This window comes from Mesorhizobium sp. M0037 (assembly GCF_040323635.1).
GTDB lineage: Bacteria > Pseudomonadota > Alphaproteobacteria > Rhizobiales > Rhizobiaceae > Mesorhizobium.
Window position 1 is genome coordinate 157,335 of the sequence record NZ_JAMYVB010000015.1, and the last position, 16,424, is coordinate 173,758.

12 protein-coding genes and 1 tRNA gene are annotated in these 16,424 nt (G+C 63.9%); 8 read left to right on the forward strand and 5 right to left on the reverse strand.

Annotated features, from left to right (window positions below):
- Nucleotides 1–13 precede the first annotated feature (13 nt).
- Both smc and NKJ78_RS22260 read left to right on the forward strand, forming a co-directional pair.
- On the forward strand, nucleotides 14–3,472 hold the full coding sequence (gene smc / locus NKJ78_RS22255; RefSeq protein WP_352460033.1) for a chromosome segregation protein SMC: 3,459 nt from the start codon (nucleotides 14–16) through the stop codon (nucleotides 3,470–3,472).
- Nucleotides 3,473–4,702: 1,230 nt separating this feature from the next.
- Nucleotides 4,703–5,011, forward strand: coding sequence for a hypothetical protein (locus NKJ78_RS22260; protein WP_023670691.1), 309 nt, complete (start codon nucleotides 4,703–4,705; stop codon nucleotides 5,009–5,011).
- A gap of 117 nt (nucleotides 5,012–5,128) precedes the next feature.
- Here NKJ78_RS22260 and NKJ78_RS22265 read toward each other — a convergent pair.
- Nucleotides 5,129–5,203 (reverse strand) — tRNA-Gln (locus NKJ78_RS22265).
- A 110-nt stretch (nucleotides 5,204–5,313) separates the two neighbouring features.
- On the reverse strand, nucleotides 5,314–5,658 hold the full coding sequence (locus tag NKJ78_RS22270; RefSeq protein ID WP_023670692.1) for a VOC family protein: 345 nt from the start codon (nucleotides 5,656–5,658) through the stop codon (nucleotides 5,314–5,316).
- A gap of 215 nt (nucleotides 5,659–5,873) precedes the next feature.
- On the opposite strand from NKJ78_RS22270, the gene ppdK reads away from it, so the two are divergent.
- The 3 genes from ppdK to NKJ78_RS22285 all read left to right on the forward strand — a co-directional run bounded on the left by ppdK (nucleotide 5,874) and on the right by NKJ78_RS22285 (nucleotide 10,712).
- Nucleotides 5,874–8,579: a pyruvate, phosphate dikinase gene (gene ppdK / locus NKJ78_RS22275; RefSeq protein WP_023670693.1), complete on the forward strand. Its 2,706-nt coding sequence runs from the start codon at nucleotides 5,874–5,876 to the stop codon at nucleotides 8,577–8,579.
- A 172-nt stretch (nucleotides 8,580–8,751) separates the two neighbouring features.
- Nucleotides 8,752–9,852, forward strand: coding sequence for a glycosyltransferase family 9 protein (locus tag NKJ78_RS22280; protein ID WP_352562633.1), 1,101 nt, complete (start codon nucleotides 8,752–8,754; stop codon nucleotides 9,850–9,852).
- 89 nt (nucleotides 9,853–9,941) lie between these two features.
- Complete coding sequence (locus NKJ78_RS22285) at nucleotides 9,942–10,712, forward strand: polysaccharide deacetylase family protein (protein WP_050593115.1); 771 nt, start codon at nucleotides 9,942–9,944, stop codon at nucleotides 10,710–10,712.
- 165 nt (nucleotides 10,713–10,877) lie between these two features.
- On the opposite strand, the gene NKJ78_RS22290 is transcribed toward NKJ78_RS22285, so the two are convergent.
- Nucleotides 10,878–11,267, reverse strand: coding sequence for a DUF427 domain-containing protein (locus tag NKJ78_RS22290; RefSeq protein ID WP_023738502.1), 390 nt, complete (start codon nucleotides 11,265–11,267; stop codon nucleotides 10,878–10,880).
- 161 nt (nucleotides 11,268–11,428) lie between these two features.
- Nucleotides 11,429–11,788 carry a hypothetical protein gene (locus tag NKJ78_RS22295; RefSeq protein WP_023684605.1) on the reverse strand — a complete coding sequence of 120 codons (360 nt, stop codon included), beginning with the start codon at nucleotides 11,786–11,788 and terminating at the stop codon, nucleotides 11,429–11,431.
- A 327-nt stretch (nucleotides 11,789–12,115) separates the two neighbouring features.
- On the opposite strand from NKJ78_RS22295, the gene NKJ78_RS22300 reads away from it, so the two are divergent.
- Together NKJ78_RS22300 and NKJ78_RS22305 are read left to right on the forward strand one after the other, a co-directional pair.
- The gene (locus tag NKJ78_RS22300; protein WP_352562634.1) at nucleotides 12,116–13,744 is read left to right on the forward strand and encodes a fatty-acid--CoA ligase; all 1,629 of its coding nucleotides are present in this window, start codon (nucleotides 12,116–12,118) and stop codon (nucleotides 13,742–13,744) included.
- A gap of 122 nt (nucleotides 13,745–13,866) precedes the next feature.
- Nucleotides 13,867–14,649, forward strand: a complete 783-nt coding sequence (locus NKJ78_RS22305; RefSeq protein ID WP_023684603.1) for a DUF1499 domain-containing protein — start codon at nucleotides 13,867–13,869, stop codon at nucleotides 14,647–14,649.
- A 4-nt stretch (nucleotides 14,650–14,653) separates the two neighbouring features.
- Here the strand turns inward: NKJ78_RS22305 and NKJ78_RS22310 are convergent, their stop codons facing one another.
- Nucleotides 14,654–15,562: an MBL fold metallo-hydrolase gene (locus NKJ78_RS22310; protein ID WP_023738504.1), complete on the reverse strand. Its 909-nt coding sequence runs from the start codon at nucleotides 15,560–15,562 to the stop codon at nucleotides 14,654–14,656.
- A gap of 117 nt (nucleotides 15,563–15,679) precedes the next feature.
- Between NKJ78_RS22310 and NKJ78_RS22315 the strand changes: the two genes are divergently transcribed.
- The gene (locus tag NKJ78_RS22315; RefSeq protein WP_023738505.1) at nucleotides 15,680–16,273 is read left to right on the forward strand and encodes a biotin transporter BioY; all 594 of its coding nucleotides are present in this window, start codon (nucleotides 15,680–15,682) and stop codon (nucleotides 16,271–16,273) included.
- Nucleotides 16,274–16,424: the final 151 nt, after the last annotated feature.

The following is a 16,424-nucleotide window of genomic DNA, read 5'->3' on the forward strand; positions in this document are numbered from 1 at the left end:
CAGGCAGGCGCGAATGAAGTTTTCGCGCCTTCGCCTCCTCGGCTTCAAGTCCTTCGTCGAACCCGGCGAGTTCGTCATCGAACGTGGCCTGACCGGCATTGTCGGGCCGAATGGCTGCGGCAAGTCGAACCTTGTCGAGGCGATGCGCTGGGTGATGGGCGAAAGCTCATACAAGAACATGCGCGCGTCCGGCATGGACGACGTGATCTTTTCCGGCTCGGGAACGCGCCCGGCCCGCAACACCGCCGAAGTCACGCTGTTCCTCGACAATAGCGACCGGACCGCGCCCGCCGCCTTCAACGACGCCGATGAATTGCAAGTGTCGCGCCGCATCGAGCGCGAAGCCGGCTCGCTCTACCGCATCAACGGCAAGGAAGCCCGCGCCAAGGACGTGCAGCTTCTGTTCGCCGACCAGTCGACCGGCGCGCGCTCGCCTTCCATGGTCGGACAGGGCCGCATCGGCGAACTGATCCAGGCCAAGCCGCAGGCGCGCCGCGCGCTGCTCGAAGAGGCCGCCGGCATTTCCGGCCTGCACACGCGCCGTCACGAGGCCGAGCTTCGGCTGAAGGCGGCCGAACAAAATCTGGAACGGCTGGACGATGTCGTCGGCGAACTGGAGAGCCAGATCGAAAGCCTTAAGCGCCAGGCGCGCCAGGCATCGCGCTTCAAGAACCTGTCGGCCGATATCCGCAAGGCGGAAGCCACGCTCTTGCATCTGCGCTGGACTTTGGCCAAAACCCAGGAGGGCGATGCGCGTTCGGCATTGGCGGTTGCCACAGCTCTGGTCGGCGACCGCGCCGCCGCCCAGATGGCTGCCGCCCGTGAGCAAGGCATCGGCGCCCACCGGCTGCCCGATCTGCGCGATGCCGAGGCCGCCGCGGCTGCCGCCTTCCAGCGCCTGTCGATCGCCAAGGCTCAGATCGAGGAGGAGGCTGGCCGCATCCGCGCCCGCCAGGCCGAACTGGAGCGCCGGCTGCAGCAGCTCGACGGCGACATCGCCCGCGAGGAGCGCATGGTCCGCGACAATGCGGATATTCTTGAGCGCCTGCGCGAGGAAGAAGCCACGCTCAACTCCGAAAATGCCGGCGCCGCCGAGCGCGAGGCCACGACGCGGGCCGCTTTCGAGCAGGCCGGCGCAACGCTGTCGCAGAGCGAAGCCAAGCTCGCTGCGCTGACCGCCGAACGCGCCGAGGCCGCCGCCGCGCGCAATCAGATCGAACGAACGCTGCGCGAAAACGCCGAACGCCGCGATCGCTTTGCCCGCCAGCTGGCCGATGTCGACCGCGAATTGTCCGAGATTGTGTCGAAGGTTGCGGGCTTGCCCGATCCCGCCGAGAAGCGCGCTCTGGTCGAGGACGCGCTCGCCCGGTTGGAGGAGGCCGAGGCCGGCGCCATTGCTGCCGAACAGGCGGTCGCCGAGGCGCGCGCCACCGAGAGTGCCGCCCGTCCGCCGCTGCAGGATGCCAGGGCCGAACTCGCCGGCATCGAGACCGAAGCCCGCACGCTGGCCAAGATCCTCAATGCCGCCAGCGGCGATCTTTTCCCGTCGGTGCTGGAGCAACTCAGCGTCGAACGCGGCTATGAGACGGCCCTTGGTGCTGCGCTTGGCGAGGATCTCGACGTGCCGCTCGACCGCAGCGCGCCGGTGCACTGGGGCGAAAGCCAGGTTCAATCAGGCGATGCGGCCTTGCCGGAAGGCCTCAAGAGCCTCGCCAGCGTGGTGCGCGCGCCTTCGCAGCTTGCCCGACGGTTGGCGCAGATCGGCATTGTCGACACCTCTGACGGCCGCCGGCTGCAGGCTCTGCTCGCTCCCGGCCAGCGGCTGGTCAGCCGCGACGGCGCGCTGTGGCGCTGGGACGGGCTGACCGCCAGCGCCGATGCACCGACCGCGGCCGCGCAAAGGCTGGCGCAGAAGAACCGGCTGGCCGAGCTCGATGCCGAGGCGGTACAGGCGACGCAGATCGTGCGCGAGGCCGAAGCCGCCCTTGCCCAGGCCGAACAGGCACTCCGCCAGGCGAGTGAGGCCGAACGCAATGCCCGCCAGGCCGGGCGCGATGCCCAGCACGGCCTGGACGCCGCCCGCAGCGCGCTGGCCGAGGCCGAAAAGGCCGGTGGCGAGCTGGCAAGCCGCCGCGCCGCCCTGGACGAGGCGCGCGCACGAATCGTCGACAGCCATGAAGAAACGGCCGCCGCCTTCGCCGAGGCCGAAATGCTGCTGCAGGACGCCCCCGATCTCGGCGACCTGCAATTGCAGCTTGAACAATCCGCCGCCAATGTCGGCAGGGACCGCGCAACCTTGGCCGACGCGCGCGCCGTCCATGAAGGCCTGCGCCGCGAAGCCGAGGCGCGCACGCGCCGGCTCGACGCCATCGGCGCCGAGCGCAGCAACTGGTTGCAGCGGGCCGAAAACGCCTCGACGCAGATTGCCTCGCTGGGCGAGCGCAGGGCCGAGGCCGAGGCCGAGCGCGAAACGCTGGCCGACGCCCCCGACGAGATCGACGCCAGGCGGCGCGCGCTGCTGTCGCAGCTGACCGAGGCCGAGACCTTGCGCAAGGCGGCCGCCGACCGTTTGCAGGAGGCCGAGAACAAGCAGGCCGAGCTGGACAAGGCCGCCACCGCGGCCATCCAGTCGCTGGCCGATTCCCGCGAAACCCGCGTCCGCGCCGAAGAGCGATTGACCGCCGCCGATGAGCGCCGGCTCGAGGTCGAGGCGCGCATCCAGGAAACGCTGAACACGCCGCCGCATCTGGTCATTCGCCATACTGGCCTGGAAGCCGACAGCCCGATGCCGGAAATGGCCGAGATCGAGCGCCAGCTCGACCGGCTGAAGGTTGAGCGCGAGCGGCTCGGCGCCGTCAATCTGCGCGCCGAGGAAGAGCAGAAGGAATTGTCGGACCGGCTGGAGACCATCGTCTCCGAGCGCGAGGACATCATCGAGGCGATCCGCAAGCTCAGGCAAGCGATCCAGAGCCTGAACCGCGAAGGCCGCGAACGGCTGCTTGCCGCTTTCGAGGTGGTCAACGGCCATTTCCAGCGGCTGTTCTCGCATCTGTTCGGTGGCGGCACGGCCGAACTGCAGCTGATCGAATCCGACGACCCGCTCGAAGCCGGGCTCGAAATCCTGGCACGTCCGCCCGGCAAGAAGCCGCAGACCATGACGCTGCTGTCCGGCGGCGAGCAGGCACTGACGGCGATGTCGCTGATATTTGCCGTGTTCCTGACCAATCCGGCGCCGATCTGCGTGCTCGACGAAGTCGACGCGCCGCTCGACGATCACAATGTCGAGCGCTTCTGCAACCTTATGGACGAAATGGCCGCGACCACCGAGACGCGCTTCGTCATCATCACCCACAACCCGATCACGATGGCGCGCATGAACCGCCTGTTCGGCGTGACCATGGCCGAGCAGGGCGTCAGCCAACTGGTCTCGGTCGATCTGCAGGCCGCCGAGGCGATGCGCGAGGCGAGCTGACGCAGCATGCTTTGTTGATTTCGTCGGCGATGGCCTCGATCCGACTGTTGCAACAGGACCGTCGCCCTTGCGACCTGCTTGCGACGCGCATTCTGTAAGGTTCGAAGAGAAGGAATTTAAGCGCCACCTGAGAGCGAACGCCAAAGCCCACATGCAAAGCGCCGGCCAACGCGAAAGCGATGCCTACAAGGCGCAGATGGCAATAGGCTCCGACAGCAATTCAGCTGCCACGTTTATCGGAAGCCCAGGAAGCTCAGTATCGCAATCACGATAACGACTGCTCCGATGAGCCAGATTATGTTGTTCACCGTATCTCTCCCGAACTAGTTGCTGGGAGTGAACTCGTAAGAGCCTACTAATGTTCCCGCATTTTCTGCGTCGAAACAAAATGGCGGCCATCGCTTCGTCGATTGCCAGACCAAGGTCCGAACAGGGTATGACTGAAGTCCTGACGTCGGAGCCATAGGCCCGAAGGCGGGCAACCTATGCCCTCCCGATACATTGGAACCCGGCTGCCGAGCATGAGTCCCTTCATCGGTGGTCAATCGGGTGCCCGCCATTCCTGAGAGGTTAGCGGGCACCCGATCGTCGTGACACCGCCAAGCGGTGTTCGTTCAATAGAGAGGCTGACAGTGACCTTTGTCCAGAGATCAGTGCGTGACGGCGCAACCCGACCCGCAAACGACAACGACAGTCCTGCGGAAGTTTCTTCCGTTCTTGACCTCATACCATCGGCTGACGACGACAAGGTCGCTGAGCTTGTCAGGCGAACAGAGCGCCTGGCAATCGCAGTGGTTATCGGAATCGCGGTTCTGCTGATCTTGGCGCCGGTGGTTTACCTTGCACTTTCTTACGGGATCTGAGACGGCCCGACCTATGGGATCTGAAATGGCCTGATTGGTCTCGTAAATCTCACAAATTGTGCCGACGGTCTTCCTCGCAAGACGGGTGTTTCCCGTCACAGATCAGGAGATCGAACGCGACGACATAGAAGGGTCCTGTGCAGCGCTCCTTTGTCGAGTGGCGTAACCCCGGTGGTCGGCTTGAAAGAGCGCCTTTACCAGAAGTTGCCAACAGGAGCTGCTGTCGCAACTTCTTCTTTCGATACGCCGTGTTGCACGGGAGCAGCCGTCACTGATCGCGCCCGTGGACCGACGACGCTACTCGGAACCAAAGGGATGGGACGCGGTTATCCCCGCGAAGGGATAATTAGCAGGTGGAGATATTACAATGAAAACAATGATCGTGAGCGCCTTGGCGCTGTTCATTGCCATGCCGACGATAGCTCCGGCAGCCGAAGCTGACGTGGTCATCACGACCCACCATCGACATCATCACAGGAGCGTAAAGGTCATCAATGACCAGGGTCAACGCCTTCATCACCGCAGACACGGCACGGTTGCCTTCTACGACCACGGCCGCAGACATCATCGCCGGGATACGGTCATCGTGACCGGCTCGATCGAGCGCAGCCATCATCGCTATTATCGACATCATCGGCATCATCCCGTCGTCATCCAGGACGACAACGATTACTGATCCTCTCCGCACGGCCCCGGCTCTGTCAACGGAGTCGGGGTCGCGTGGGAGTCAGATAGCTCCTGACGGCAGCCATCGATAAGGTCGGTAAATCATTGATTCCAAAGGCATGTGATTTGGCTGGGGCGCCAGGATTCGAACCTGGGAATGTCGGTACCAAAAACCGATGCCTTACCACTTGGCGACGCCCCAGCAAGCGAGCTTTGCCCGTTGCGCGCGGCCTTATAGGACGAGCGGCACGAAAGCTCAATGCCGAGTTGGCCACTGTGCAAAACTGATCCACCGCTTGGCGCGGGGACGCGCTATTCGCCCCAGACCGCCAACTCGTTGCCAGCGGGATCGGTGAAATGGAACCGCCTGCCGCCCGGGAACGAGAATATCGGCTTGACGATCGTGCCGCCGGCGCTTTCGACAACGTCGAGCGTTGCTTCCAGATCCTGCGAATAGAGCACCGGCAATGGTTTCGCCGGCGCCTCCGCTGCATCGGCCTGGAAGCCGCCATCGAGCCCTTCGCCGAAGGCCGAATAGGTCGGCCCGTAATCGGTGAACGACCACGAGAAGGCGGCGCTGTAGAAAGCCTTGACGCTGTCCAGCGTCGCGCCGGTCGCGGGCAGTTCGAGATAGTCGAGTTTTCCGTTGAGTTTCATCACGCTGCTCCCAACTTGTTCCCTATATGTTCTATATCCTGGGCAGCGATCCGGCAAGTCTTTTCGACGCAGCTTTTGCTTAATCGATTGTAGTCGCCGGGCTTCGCTGCCACACCTTGCCTTTCGCACTGCAGCATAATAACGCTCGGGTCGGAACGCGGGGGAACCGGGTCTTGGCCCCGGTGTTCTATCTTCCGAGGACTTGGAGGGCGAGCATGACCAAATGGGTCTACACCTTCGGCGATGGCGCCGCGGAGGGACGTGCGGGCGACCGCAACCTTCTCGGCGGCAAAGGCGCCAATCTGGCCGAGATGTGCAGTCTTGGCCTGCCCGTGCCGCCGGGCTTCACCCTCACCACCGAAGTCTGCAACGCCTATTACGCCAACGGCAACAGCTATCCGGCCGCGTTGCAGGCCGATGTCGTCAAGGCGCTGGACCATATCGGGCAGCTGACGGGGCGCCGTTTCGGCGATCCGTCGAAGCTGCTTCTGGTCTCGGTCCGCTCCGGGGCCAGGGCCTCGATGCCGGGCATGATGGACACCGTGCTCAATCTCGGCCTCAATGACGAGACGGTCGAGGCGTTGGCAGCCGATTCCGGCGATGCCCGCTTTGCCTATGACAGCTACCGCCGCTTCATTCAGATGTATTCCGATGTCGTCATGGGTCTCGACCACGAAGTGTTCGAGGAAATCCTGGAGGACCAGAAGGCGAGCCTCGGCCACGAGCTCGACACCGAACTGACAGCGCAGGAATGGCAGAGCGTCATCGCCCTTTACAAGGCCAAGGTCGAGGAGGAACTCGACAAGCCGTTTCCGCAGGACCCGCACGAGCAGCTGTGGGGGGCGATCGGCGCGGTATTTTCCAGCTGGATGAACAACCGCGCCATCACCTACCGGCGCCTGCACGACATCCCGGAAAGCTGGGGCACGGCGGTCAATGTCCAGGCCATGGTATTCGGCAACATGGGCGAGACGTCGGCCACCGGCGTCGCCTTCACGCGCAACCCCTCGACCGGCGAAAAGATGCTCTATGGCGAATTCCTGGTGAACGCGCAGGGCGAGGATGTCGTAGCCGGCATCCGCACGCCGCAAAACATCACCGAGGCGGCGCGCATCGCCGCCGGCTCCGACAAGCCGTCGCTGCAGAAACTGATGCCGGACGCGTTCCGGTCCTTCGTCGACATCTCCGACCGCCTGGAACAGCACTACCGCGACATGCAGGATCTCGAATTCACCATCGAGCGCGGCAAATTGTGGATGCTGCAGACGCGTTCCGGCAAGCGCACCGCCAAGGCGGCGCTGAAGATTGCCGTCGAAATGGCGCGCGACAAGCTGATCACGACGGAGGAGGCGGTCGCCCGCATCGATCCCGCCTCGCTCGATCAGCTGTTGCATCCTACCATCGACCCCAAGGCCGCGCGCGATGTCATCGGCGTCGGCCTGCCGGCTTCTCCGGGCGCCGCGACCGGCGAGATCGTCTTCTCGTCCGCCGATGCCGAGGATCTGAAGACGCAAGGTCGCAAGGCAATCCTGGTGCGCATCGAAACCAGCCCCGAAGACATTCACGGCATGCATGCTTCAGAAGGCATCCTGACCACGCGCGGCGGCATGACCAGCCACGCCGCCGTGGTCGCGCGCGGCATGGGCAAGCCTTGCGTTTCGGGCGCCGGCTCGCTGCGTGTCGACTACAAGGCCGGCACGCTGATGTCGATGGGCCAGACCTTCCGCAAGGGCGACATCATCACCATCGATGGTAGCAACGGCCAGGTGCTGAAGGGCGCCGTGTCGATGCTGCAGCCGGAACTGTCGGGCGATTTCGCCGCCATCATGGAATGGGCCGATGCGGTGCGCCGCATGAAGGTGCGCACCAATGCCGAGACGCCGCTCGATGCGCGCATGGCGCGCTCCTTCGGCGCCGAAGGCATCGGCCTCTGCCGCACCGAGCACATGTTCTTCGACGGCGAGCGTATCGTCGCCATGCGCGAGATGATCCTGGCCGATACCGAGAAGGACCGCCGCACCGCGCTCGCCAAGCTGTTGCCGATGCAGCGCTCGGATTTCCTCGAACTGTTCGAGATCATGGCCGGCCTGCCGGTGACGATCCGGCTGCTCGATCCGCCGCTGCACGAATTCCTGCCCAAGACGGAAGCGGAGGTGGCGGAGGTCGCCGCCGCCATGAACGTCTCGCTCGACAAGCTCAGGCAGCGCACCGAAGCCCTGCACGAGTTCAACCCGATGCTCGGCCATCGCGGCTGCCGCCTCGCCGTCTCCTATCCCGAGATTGCCGAGATGCAGGCGCGCGCCATTTTCGAGGCAGCCGTCGAGGCCGGCAAGAAAGCCGGCGCGCTGGTCGTTCCCGAGATCATGGTGCCGCTGGTCGGCCTGGTGAAGGAGCTCGACTACGTCAAGGCGCGCATCGATGCGGTCGCCAAGGCTGTCATGGACGAGACCGGCGTCAAGATCGACTATCTCACCGGCACGATGATCGAGCTTCCGCGCGCGGCGATCCGCGCCCACGTCATCGCCGCTACGGCCGAGTTCTTCTCCTTCGGCACCAACGATCTCACCCAGACCACCTTCGGCATCTCGCGCGACGATGCTGCCTCGTTCCTTGAGACCTATCGGCAGAAGGGCATCATCGAGCAGGACCCGTTCGTCTCGCTCGACATCGAGGGCGTCGGCGAACTGGTGCGCATGGCTGCGCAAAAGGGCAGGGCGACACGGCCCGACATCAAGCTCGGCATATGCGGTGAACATGGCGGCGATCCGGCCTCGATCCGCTTCTGCGAAGAGGTCGGCCTCGACTATGTCTCGTGCTCTCCCTACCGCGTGCCGATCGCAAGATTGGCCGCAGCCCAAGCCGCGGTGCAGATTGCCAAAACAGCAGTGCCGCGCCCCAAAAAGAGCGCCGCGGCATCCTGATTTCGACACAGTCCTTTCGGTATCGATGAAACGGCCACCCCTGGGTGGCCGTTTGGCGCTAAGCTTACGATTTTGTAAGCAAATTCACGCTGATGTGCGCGCCCCAACACGCAATCCCGACATCGTTTCTTCCCAATTTCACGGCCCCCCAACCCGCCGGTGCCGAGAAAAGATGTTACAGATTTCGCCCAGACCCTTCCGCTCGATCCTGATTATCCAGACCAAGTTCATCGGCGATATTGTTCTGTCCTCCACGCTCGCCAAGAACCTGCAGCTCGAATATCCCGGTGTCAGGATCGTCTTTCTCTGCGAGGCGCGCCTCGCCAGTTTCGTCACCGCGCACGGCATCGCCGCCGAGGTCGTCAGCTTCCGCCGCGCCGCCATGCGCGGCACCCCGCTGGAGCGTGGGCGCGAGCTCTATTCTATGATCAGCAAGCTGCGCCAATTCCGTTTCGACCTGACCATCGACCTCACCGATTCAAAGACATCGCGGCTCATCGTCAGGTTCCTCAACGCCAGCACCCGCATCGGCTACAATCCTCCGGAAAGGCCGCTGCGCTGGCATGAGCGCCAGCCCGCCAATGTCTTTGCCGAGCCGTTCGGTTTTGGCGAACGTCACTATCTCTACCGCTACCTTTCGCCGCTCGAGCCGCTCGGCATCGGCCTGCGCGTGCGGGTGCCGTCGATTCGGCCATTGCCGATGGAGACGGCGAGGGCCCAGGCATTGCTGGACAAACACCATTTGCGGCCAAACGGCTTTATCGCGGTGCATGCCGGCGCAAGTTTTCACGGCCGGCGCTGGCAGCATGAACGCTTTGCCGCCGTGATCGACACGATTTCGCGCGAAACCGGACTGGATTTCGTACTCGTCGGCGGCCCTGACGAGCGCAAGCCGGCCGAGCAGATCCTCGCCAGTGCCGCGTCGATCATCAACCTCGTCGGCGCGCTGTCGCTGGAAACGCTGCTGGCGGTGTTGCAGCAGGCGCGGCTGTTTGTCGGCAATGAGAGCGGCCCCATGCACATGGCAGCAGCGGCCGGAACGCCGGTTGTCGGCCTTTTCGGCCTGACCAGCCCGGCCGTCTGGGGACCGGTCGGCGTGCCCAGCCTCGCCTTGCAGCCATCCATGCCGTGCAATTGCGTGGCGGGCAGCCTGTGCAATCCGCTCGATCCCAGCAAGGCCTGCTGCGTCTGGCGCCTCGAGGTCGAACCGGTCGTCGCGGCCGTGCGCGAAGTCCTGTCACGCACGCATGTGGAACTGGAACACGCCGTCTGACGGTGCGCGGCGGTCACATTGTCGGGATATCAGCTTCCTCACGGCCACTATCCCGATTTCCGCCTTGTTGCGGGTCCTGGGATGCGGCTATGACAGCGCCGATTCTCAGACAAGACAGGCATCCCTTGCAAAAGCTGTTTTGCGCCTTGGCGCTATCTATCGTGGCCGTGTCCTCGGCCCAGGCCGCGCCGCTTGTCGAGCCGGCGCTGCATCTGAAGGCTGAGGACGGTAGCAGTGTCGGCCGCGTCGCGCTTACGCTCGACGCCTGCGGCGGCCAGACCGATACGAGGATCCTGTCGGCGCTGGTGGAGAACCGGATTCCGGCGACGATCTTCGTCACCGGTATCTGGCTGAAGCGCAACGCCGCCGCCGTCGAGATCATGCGCGCGCATCCGGACCTGTTCGAACTGGAAAACCATGGCGGCCATCACATCCCGGCCGTTGACACGCCGCGCAAGATCTACGGCATCCGCAGCGCCGGCAGCCCGGAAGCGGTGCAGGCCGAAGTCGAATCGGGCGCTGCCGCTCTCGCTGGCACCGGCGAGCCGGCGCCGAAATGGTTTCGCGGCGCGACCGCCGAATACAGCCCGTCGGCTATCGCCATGATCCGCAGGCTCGGCTTCAAGGTCGCCGGCTTTTCGATCAACGGCGATGGCGGCTCGTTGCTCGGCGCAAAAGAAACTGCCCGGCGCATCGCCGCCGCCAAGGATGGCGATGTCATCATCGCCCACATCAACCAGCCGACCCACGCTGCCGGCGAGGGCGTCGTGCAAGGTCTGCTCGCGCTGAAGGCCAAGGGGCTGATGTTCGTGCGGCTGGATGACGCCGACGGTGTCGGCAACGACGGGACGACTGATTAGGATCAGGCGGCGGCAGGCAGTTTCATCGCCTTTGGACTGACGTCGCCGACGTTTGAGATTAACCGAGGCCTCTGAGCTTCGTCATCCCAGGATGAAACAGGAGCGAAGCTCCGTCGCGAAGACCCTGGGATGACGAAGCGAGCAACGGCGGCTTGAGTCGCTTGCTCAGGCCGGTGCTGCTTCGATCGTCACCCTGTTGGGATAGAAGGCGCCGTGGTAGCGTATCTCAGCCATTTCGTCGAAGGGCTGCTCATAGCCCCACATTGCGTCCTTGCCGGTCTCGCCGGCCGGCAGCACGCTCCAGTAGCTGGCGTCGCCCTTGTAGGGGCAGTGGGTCGACAGGGTGGTTTTGCCGAGCTGGGTGAAGTCGATGTCTTCGAAGGGGATGTAGAATGCCTGGGGGTAGGGCGGTTCGGACAGAAGCTTCGCTCGCGTCGATGAGGCGATCACCGTATCGCCGGCACGCACGACCACGGTACCGCGATAGGGTTCGACGGTGATGACCTTGCCGGGATTGCTCTGAAAGCCGGGGGCGGGGTTGGCGATCTGGTCCATGCGGGGGTTCTCCTTGTTCGATTGGGAGCACAGTTCGATTGGGAGCGTGCGGGGTTGCTTCCCATGTCCCTAAAATGTGTCTGGAGAACTCGTTGCGCAAGCCTTCGCCAGTAGGCCAGAGCTGGCCTTCCGATCACTAAAAACGATCCCGCGTGGAATGCTCAGGCTGCGGTCTTGAACACGTCCATGAGGCCGGCATAGGCCGCGGCAATACCGGCTACCGGGTTGGTGCTTCTTGACGTCGTCTCGACCTTTAGCGGGCCGCCGCCGGTCGGCAAGGTGAGCAGCAGGAACTGGCGATTGCCGCCGTCGCCGATCGATGCGGCGGCGACATGCTGGCCTTCGCCTTCGTTCTGGACGCACATTTTGAACAGCAGCGTGCCGCCGACCGCTTCCAGGGCGCCGCCGACCACCTCGACAAATTCGTCTTCGGTGACCTTTTTGGCCTCCGGCACGAGATCGGCCAGACTTGCGGCAAGCGTGTCTTCAAGCTCTTTGTCGTCGAGTTGAATATCGTCCAACTGCACGTCTTGGGCCCCGCTGTCATCCAGCTGCCTGTCGTCGATCTGCCTGTCGTCGATCTGCCTGTCGTCGATCTGCCTGCCGTCGATCTGCTTGTCGTCGAGCTGCGTGTCCATGCGAACCTCTTTCAGTCGCCAATCCGCACCCCTACCCCGTTAACGAACCTTAACGTCGACGATGGCCGGATTGTGGCGGTTTTCTCCGCCTTTCGATCACTGCTTGCTTCAGCCGTTAACGGTTGGAGACGTCACGACTGGACAATCCTTCCGTTCGTCCCACAATGGAACAAAAGACGGGAAAAACGAGGAAGCAATGGGAGGAACCAGATGCTCGGACTGATGCAGGAATGGCCGCTGCTCTGCCACAAGCTGATCGACAATGCCGAGCGGCAGCACGGGACGCGCGAGATCGTCTCGCGCTCGATCGAAGGTCCTGTCGTTCGCACCACCTATGCTGAAGTTCATCGCCGCGCCCTCAAGGTCGCTCAACGGTTGGAGCGCGATGGCTTTGTGCTCGGCGACCGCATCGCGACCCTGGCCTGGAACACGGCGCGCCACATAGAGGCCTGGTACGGCATCATGGGCATCGGCGCCGTCTACCATACGCTTAACCCGCGTTTGTTCCCCGAGCAGATCGTCTGGATCATGAACAATGCGCAGGATAGAGGGATCTTCGTCGACCTGACCTTCATGCCGCTGCTGGAAAAGATCGCCGGCGCGGTCAAATCGCTGAAAAAGGTGATCGTCCTGACCGACAAGGCGCATCTGCCTGAAACGACGCTGCCGAATGTGGTTGCCTATGAGGACTGGTTGAACGAGGCCGATGGCGACTTCGCCTGGAAGGTTTTCGGCGAAAACACCGCAGCCGGCATGTGCTACACCTCCGGCACGACGGGCGATCCCAAAGGCGTGCTCTACAGCCACCGCTCGAATGTGCTGCATGCCATGATCGCCGCCATGCCCGACGCCATGGGCCTCTCCGCGCGGGACACGATCCTCCCCGTCGTGCCGATGTTTCATGCCAATGCCTGGGGCCTTGGCCAGAGCGCGCCGATGATCGGCGCCAAGCTGGTCATGCCCGGTTGCAAGATGGACGGCGCCTCGATCTACGAGCTGCTCGACACCGAGAAGGTGACCTTCAGCGCCGCCGTGCCGACCGTCTGGATGATGCTGCTGCAGCATCTGGAAGAGACCGGCAAGAAGCTTCCCTATCTCAGCAAAGTCGTCATCGGCGGCTCGTCCTGCCCGCGCGCCATCATCAGGAAATTCCAGGACAATTACGGTGTCGAAGTCATCCATGCCTGGGGCATGACCGAAATGTCGCCGCTCGGCACGCTGTGCACCATGAAGCCGCAGTATCAAGCGCTCGAGGGCGAGGACCGGCTCGATATCCAGGGCAAGCAGGGCTACCCGCCCTTCGGCGTCGAGATGAAGGTGACGGATGACGACGACAAGGAACTGCCTTGGGACGGCAAGACCTTCGGCCGGCTGAAGGTGCGCGGTCCAGCCGTCGCCAGCGCCTATTCTGGCGGCGTCGGAGCCGAGCAGTTCGACAAGGACGGCTGGTTCGACACTGGCGATGTCGCCCATATCGATTCCGGCGGCTACATGCAGATCACCGATCGCGCCAAGGACGTCATCAAGTCGGGCGGCGAGTGGATATCGACCATCGACCTGGAGAACCTCGCCGTCGGCCATCCCGATGTCGCCGAGGCCGCGGCGATCGGCGTCCATCATTCGAAATGGGGCGAACGGCCCTTGCTGGTCGTGGTCGCCAAACCCGGCAAGGAGCCGAGCAAGGCGGACATACTGGCGTTCATGGACGGCAAGGTGGCGAAATGGTGGATGCCCGACGACGTCGCTTTCATCAGCGAAATCCCGCACACCGCCACCGGCAAGATCCAGAAGATCACCTTGCGCAAGCAGTTCAGCGACTACCGCCTGCCGACGGATTGACCGGGACCGTGCGTTTCCTTGACCTTCAAGCTACCGGCGGCAAAAACGTTAGGGCAGGGGATGTTCAATTTGAGCATCCTTTGCTCTAAGCGTCTGTGCGGGTTGGGGCGGTGCTGAAGACAATGGAAATTGACGAGCGGCAGACATCGAAGGCGGCCGGCTGGTCGCGGCGCACGGGCGCTTTTGCCCTGGTCCTGCTGCTCACCGTGCTGGCCGGCCATCATTTCGAACTGGTCGAAACGCCGGCCTTCCTGTGGGTGCTGGCGATCGTCGCCTTGCTTGCCGCATTCGCTTTGCTGTTTGCCGGCCTCGCTTTGTCCCGGCTGTGGCATTTCGGTGACCGTGGCGGCCGCGACCTCTCGGTCGGCGCCCTGCTGGCGCTGCTGGTGCTGACGCCCTACGGCTTTGCCACCTATTTGGCGGCGACCACGCCGCCCCTGAGGGACATCACGACGGACCTCGACAATCCGCCAGTGCTCGACACCAGCGACCGCACCAAGGACATGAACGTGCTCGCGCTGCCAACGCCGGGCGAAGCGCGCCTGCAGGCCGACGCCTATCCGCTGGTCACCGGGCATAGCTACAATCTGCCTTTCGAAACCGTCGTCGACGCCGTTGAAACCGTGCTCGACCGCCGCGATTGGCAACTTACCGCGCCATACCCAGTGACCGACGGTCAAGACGAGGTGACGATATCGGCCGTGGCCCGGAGCTTCGTCGTCGGCCTGCCCGCCGACGTCGCCATCCGGGTCAGCAATGATGGCGACACCATCGTCGTCGACATGCGCTCGGCCTCCCGCTACGGCCGCTATGACCTCGGCGACAATGCGGCGCGCATCGTCGGGTTCCTCGCCGAACTCGACCAGGAGGTTGCGGGCCAGGTGGGTGCGGCTCCGGCCGAGTAGTTCTCTACCCCACCGGCACAAAGACGCCGTCGATGGCCGGGTCACCCTGGGTGGCAATCAGGCCGCGCGCCACCAGGTCTTCGAGATGGGCAAGCACCGACAGACCGGCAGCGCCATGCAGGCGTGGGTCGGTATCCCGGTAGATCGCCTTGACCATGTCCGGGATCGTCCGGTCGCCGTCGCGGATCCGCTCGAGGATCGCCCGTTCGCGCATCTTGCGATGGGTCTTGAGCCCGCGCATGAAGCTGCGCGGCGCGGTCACCGGGCCGCCATGGCCGGGCAGCAGCAGGCGATCGCCGCGCGCGATCAGCCTGTCGAGCGAGGCCATGTAGTCGGCCATCGCTCCGTCCGGCGGCGCCACGATCGATGTCGCCCACGCCATCACATGGTCGGCTGAAAACAGGATGCCGGTGCCTTCGAGCGCAAATGCCGCGTGATTGGCGGTGTGGCCCGGCGTCAGCACCGTCCGGATCGTCCAGTCATCGCCCTCGACCAGCGCATTGTCGGGCAACGCGATCTCCGGGACGAAAACCGTGTCGGCGCTGGCGTCGAGCGGGTTGATCTCGCCGATCCGCAGCGGCCTTGCCGGGCGGTGCGGGCCTTCGGCCAGTACAATAGCGCCGGTGTGCGCTTTCAGCCGGGCGGCCAGCGGAGAATGGTCGCGATGCGTGTGGCTGACGAAGATATGGCTGACCGGCCGGTTTGCGATCACCTTCAGCAACGTCTGGAAATGCGCCTCGTCATCGGGGCCCGGATCGATCACCGCCAGCGTATCGCGCCCGACGATGTAGCTGTTGGTGCCGTGAAAGGTGAACGGGCTGGGGTTTTTGGCGGTGACGCGCAAGACGTCCGGCGCAACGGTGACGCCCTCGCCATAGGCCGGATCGAAGCTGGTGTCGAATTTGAGCGCCATGGCGGTGTCGTTGAATCTCTGTTCAGGAAGACGGCAAAACTGATTGCCGCATAACACGGAAGCCAATATAGAAAAACGCAAGGCCGCGATCTGCGGCAATCCGGATTGGGGAAGACCATGGCACTTGCAACGACGATGCGCCCGCTTGTTTCTCTCGCTTTGCCCCAGGAGGGCGCGCAGCGCCTGGCAACCCAGCTTTTGCTGGCGATCGCCGGAACGCTGCTTTTGACCCTGTCGGCCAAGACGAAAGTCGTGCTCGGGCCGGTCGACATCTCGATGCAGACGCTGGCCGTCCTGCTGATCGCCACCGCATTTGGCCTGCGGCTTGGCGTCGCTACCCTGCTTCTCTACATGGCCGAAGGCGCCATGGGCTTCCCGGTCTTCCAGAGCACGCCTGAAAAGGGCATCGGCATCGCCTACATGATCGGCGGCACCGGCGGTTATCTCGCCGGCTTCATCGTCATGGCAGCCATTGTCGGCTGGGCCGCCGACCGCGGCTGGGACCGCCACCCGATCAAGCTGTTCAACGCCATGCTGGTCGCCGAAATCGTCATGATGGCCATGGGCTTTGCCTGGCTGGCCACCCTCATCGGCGTGGAAAAGGCGTGGCAGTTCGGCGTTTTGCCGTTCGTCCTCGGGGATTTGATCAAGGTTGCGCTCGCCGCCAGCCTGGTGCCGGCGATATGGTCGCTGCTGCCCAAGCAGCCCTGAAAACCGGACGACACAATGAGCCGGGGGGGGGCGCGGCCCCCCCGGGGGTTTTTTTTTTTTGTGTAAAACAAGATGGGGGGGGGGGGGTGGGGGCAAACCCGCGGCGATTATGCGGGAGGCCGGGGGGGTGGGGGGAATTATCCGGGGGGGG

Excerpts from the sequence above, each read along its gene's own strand:
- NKJ78_RS22310 (WP_023738504.1), bottom strand. The coding sequence starts at position 15,562 with ATGGCGCTCAAATTCGACACCAGCTTCGATCCGGCCTATGGCGAGGGC.
- NKJ78_RS22270 (WP_023670692.1), bottom strand. The coding sequence starts at position 5,658 with ATGAAACTCAACGGAAAACTCGACTATCTCGAACTGCCCGCGACCGGC.
- NKJ78_RS22260 (WP_023670691.1), top strand. The coding sequence starts at position 4,703 with ATGAAAACAATGATCGTGAGCGCCTTGGCGCTGTTCATTGCCATGCCG.
- NKJ78_RS22290 (WP_023738502.1), bottom strand. The coding sequence starts at position 11,267 with ATGGACCAGATCGCCAACCCCGCCCCCGGCTTTCAGAGCAATCCCGGC.
- NKJ78_RS22305 (WP_023684603.1), top strand. The coding sequence starts at position 13,867 with ATGGAAATTGACGAGCGGCAGACATCGAAGGCGGCCGGCTGGTCGCGG.
- smc (WP_352460033.1), top strand. The coding sequence starts at position 14 with ATGAAGTTTTCGCGCCTTCGCCTCCTCGGCTTCAAGTCCTTCGTCGAA.
- NKJ78_RS22280 (WP_352562633.1), top strand. The coding sequence starts at position 8,752 with ATGTTACAGATTTCGCCCAGACCCTTCCGCTCGATCCTGATTATCCAG.
- NKJ78_RS22315 (WP_023738505.1), top strand. The coding sequence starts at position 15,680 with ATGGCACTTGCAACGACGATGCGCCCGCTTGTTTCTCTCGCTTTGCCC.
- NKJ78_RS22285 (WP_050593115.1), top strand. The coding sequence starts at position 9,942 with ATGACAGCGCCGATTCTCAGACAAGACAGGCATCCCTTGCAAAAGCTG.
- NKJ78_RS22300 (WP_352562634.1), top strand. The coding sequence starts at position 12,116 with ATGCTCGGACTGATGCAGGAATGGCCGCTGCTCTGCCACAAGCTGATC.
- ppdK (WP_023670693.1), top strand. The coding sequence starts at position 5,874 with ATGACCAAATGGGTCTACACCTTCGGCGATGGCGCCGCGGAGGGACGT.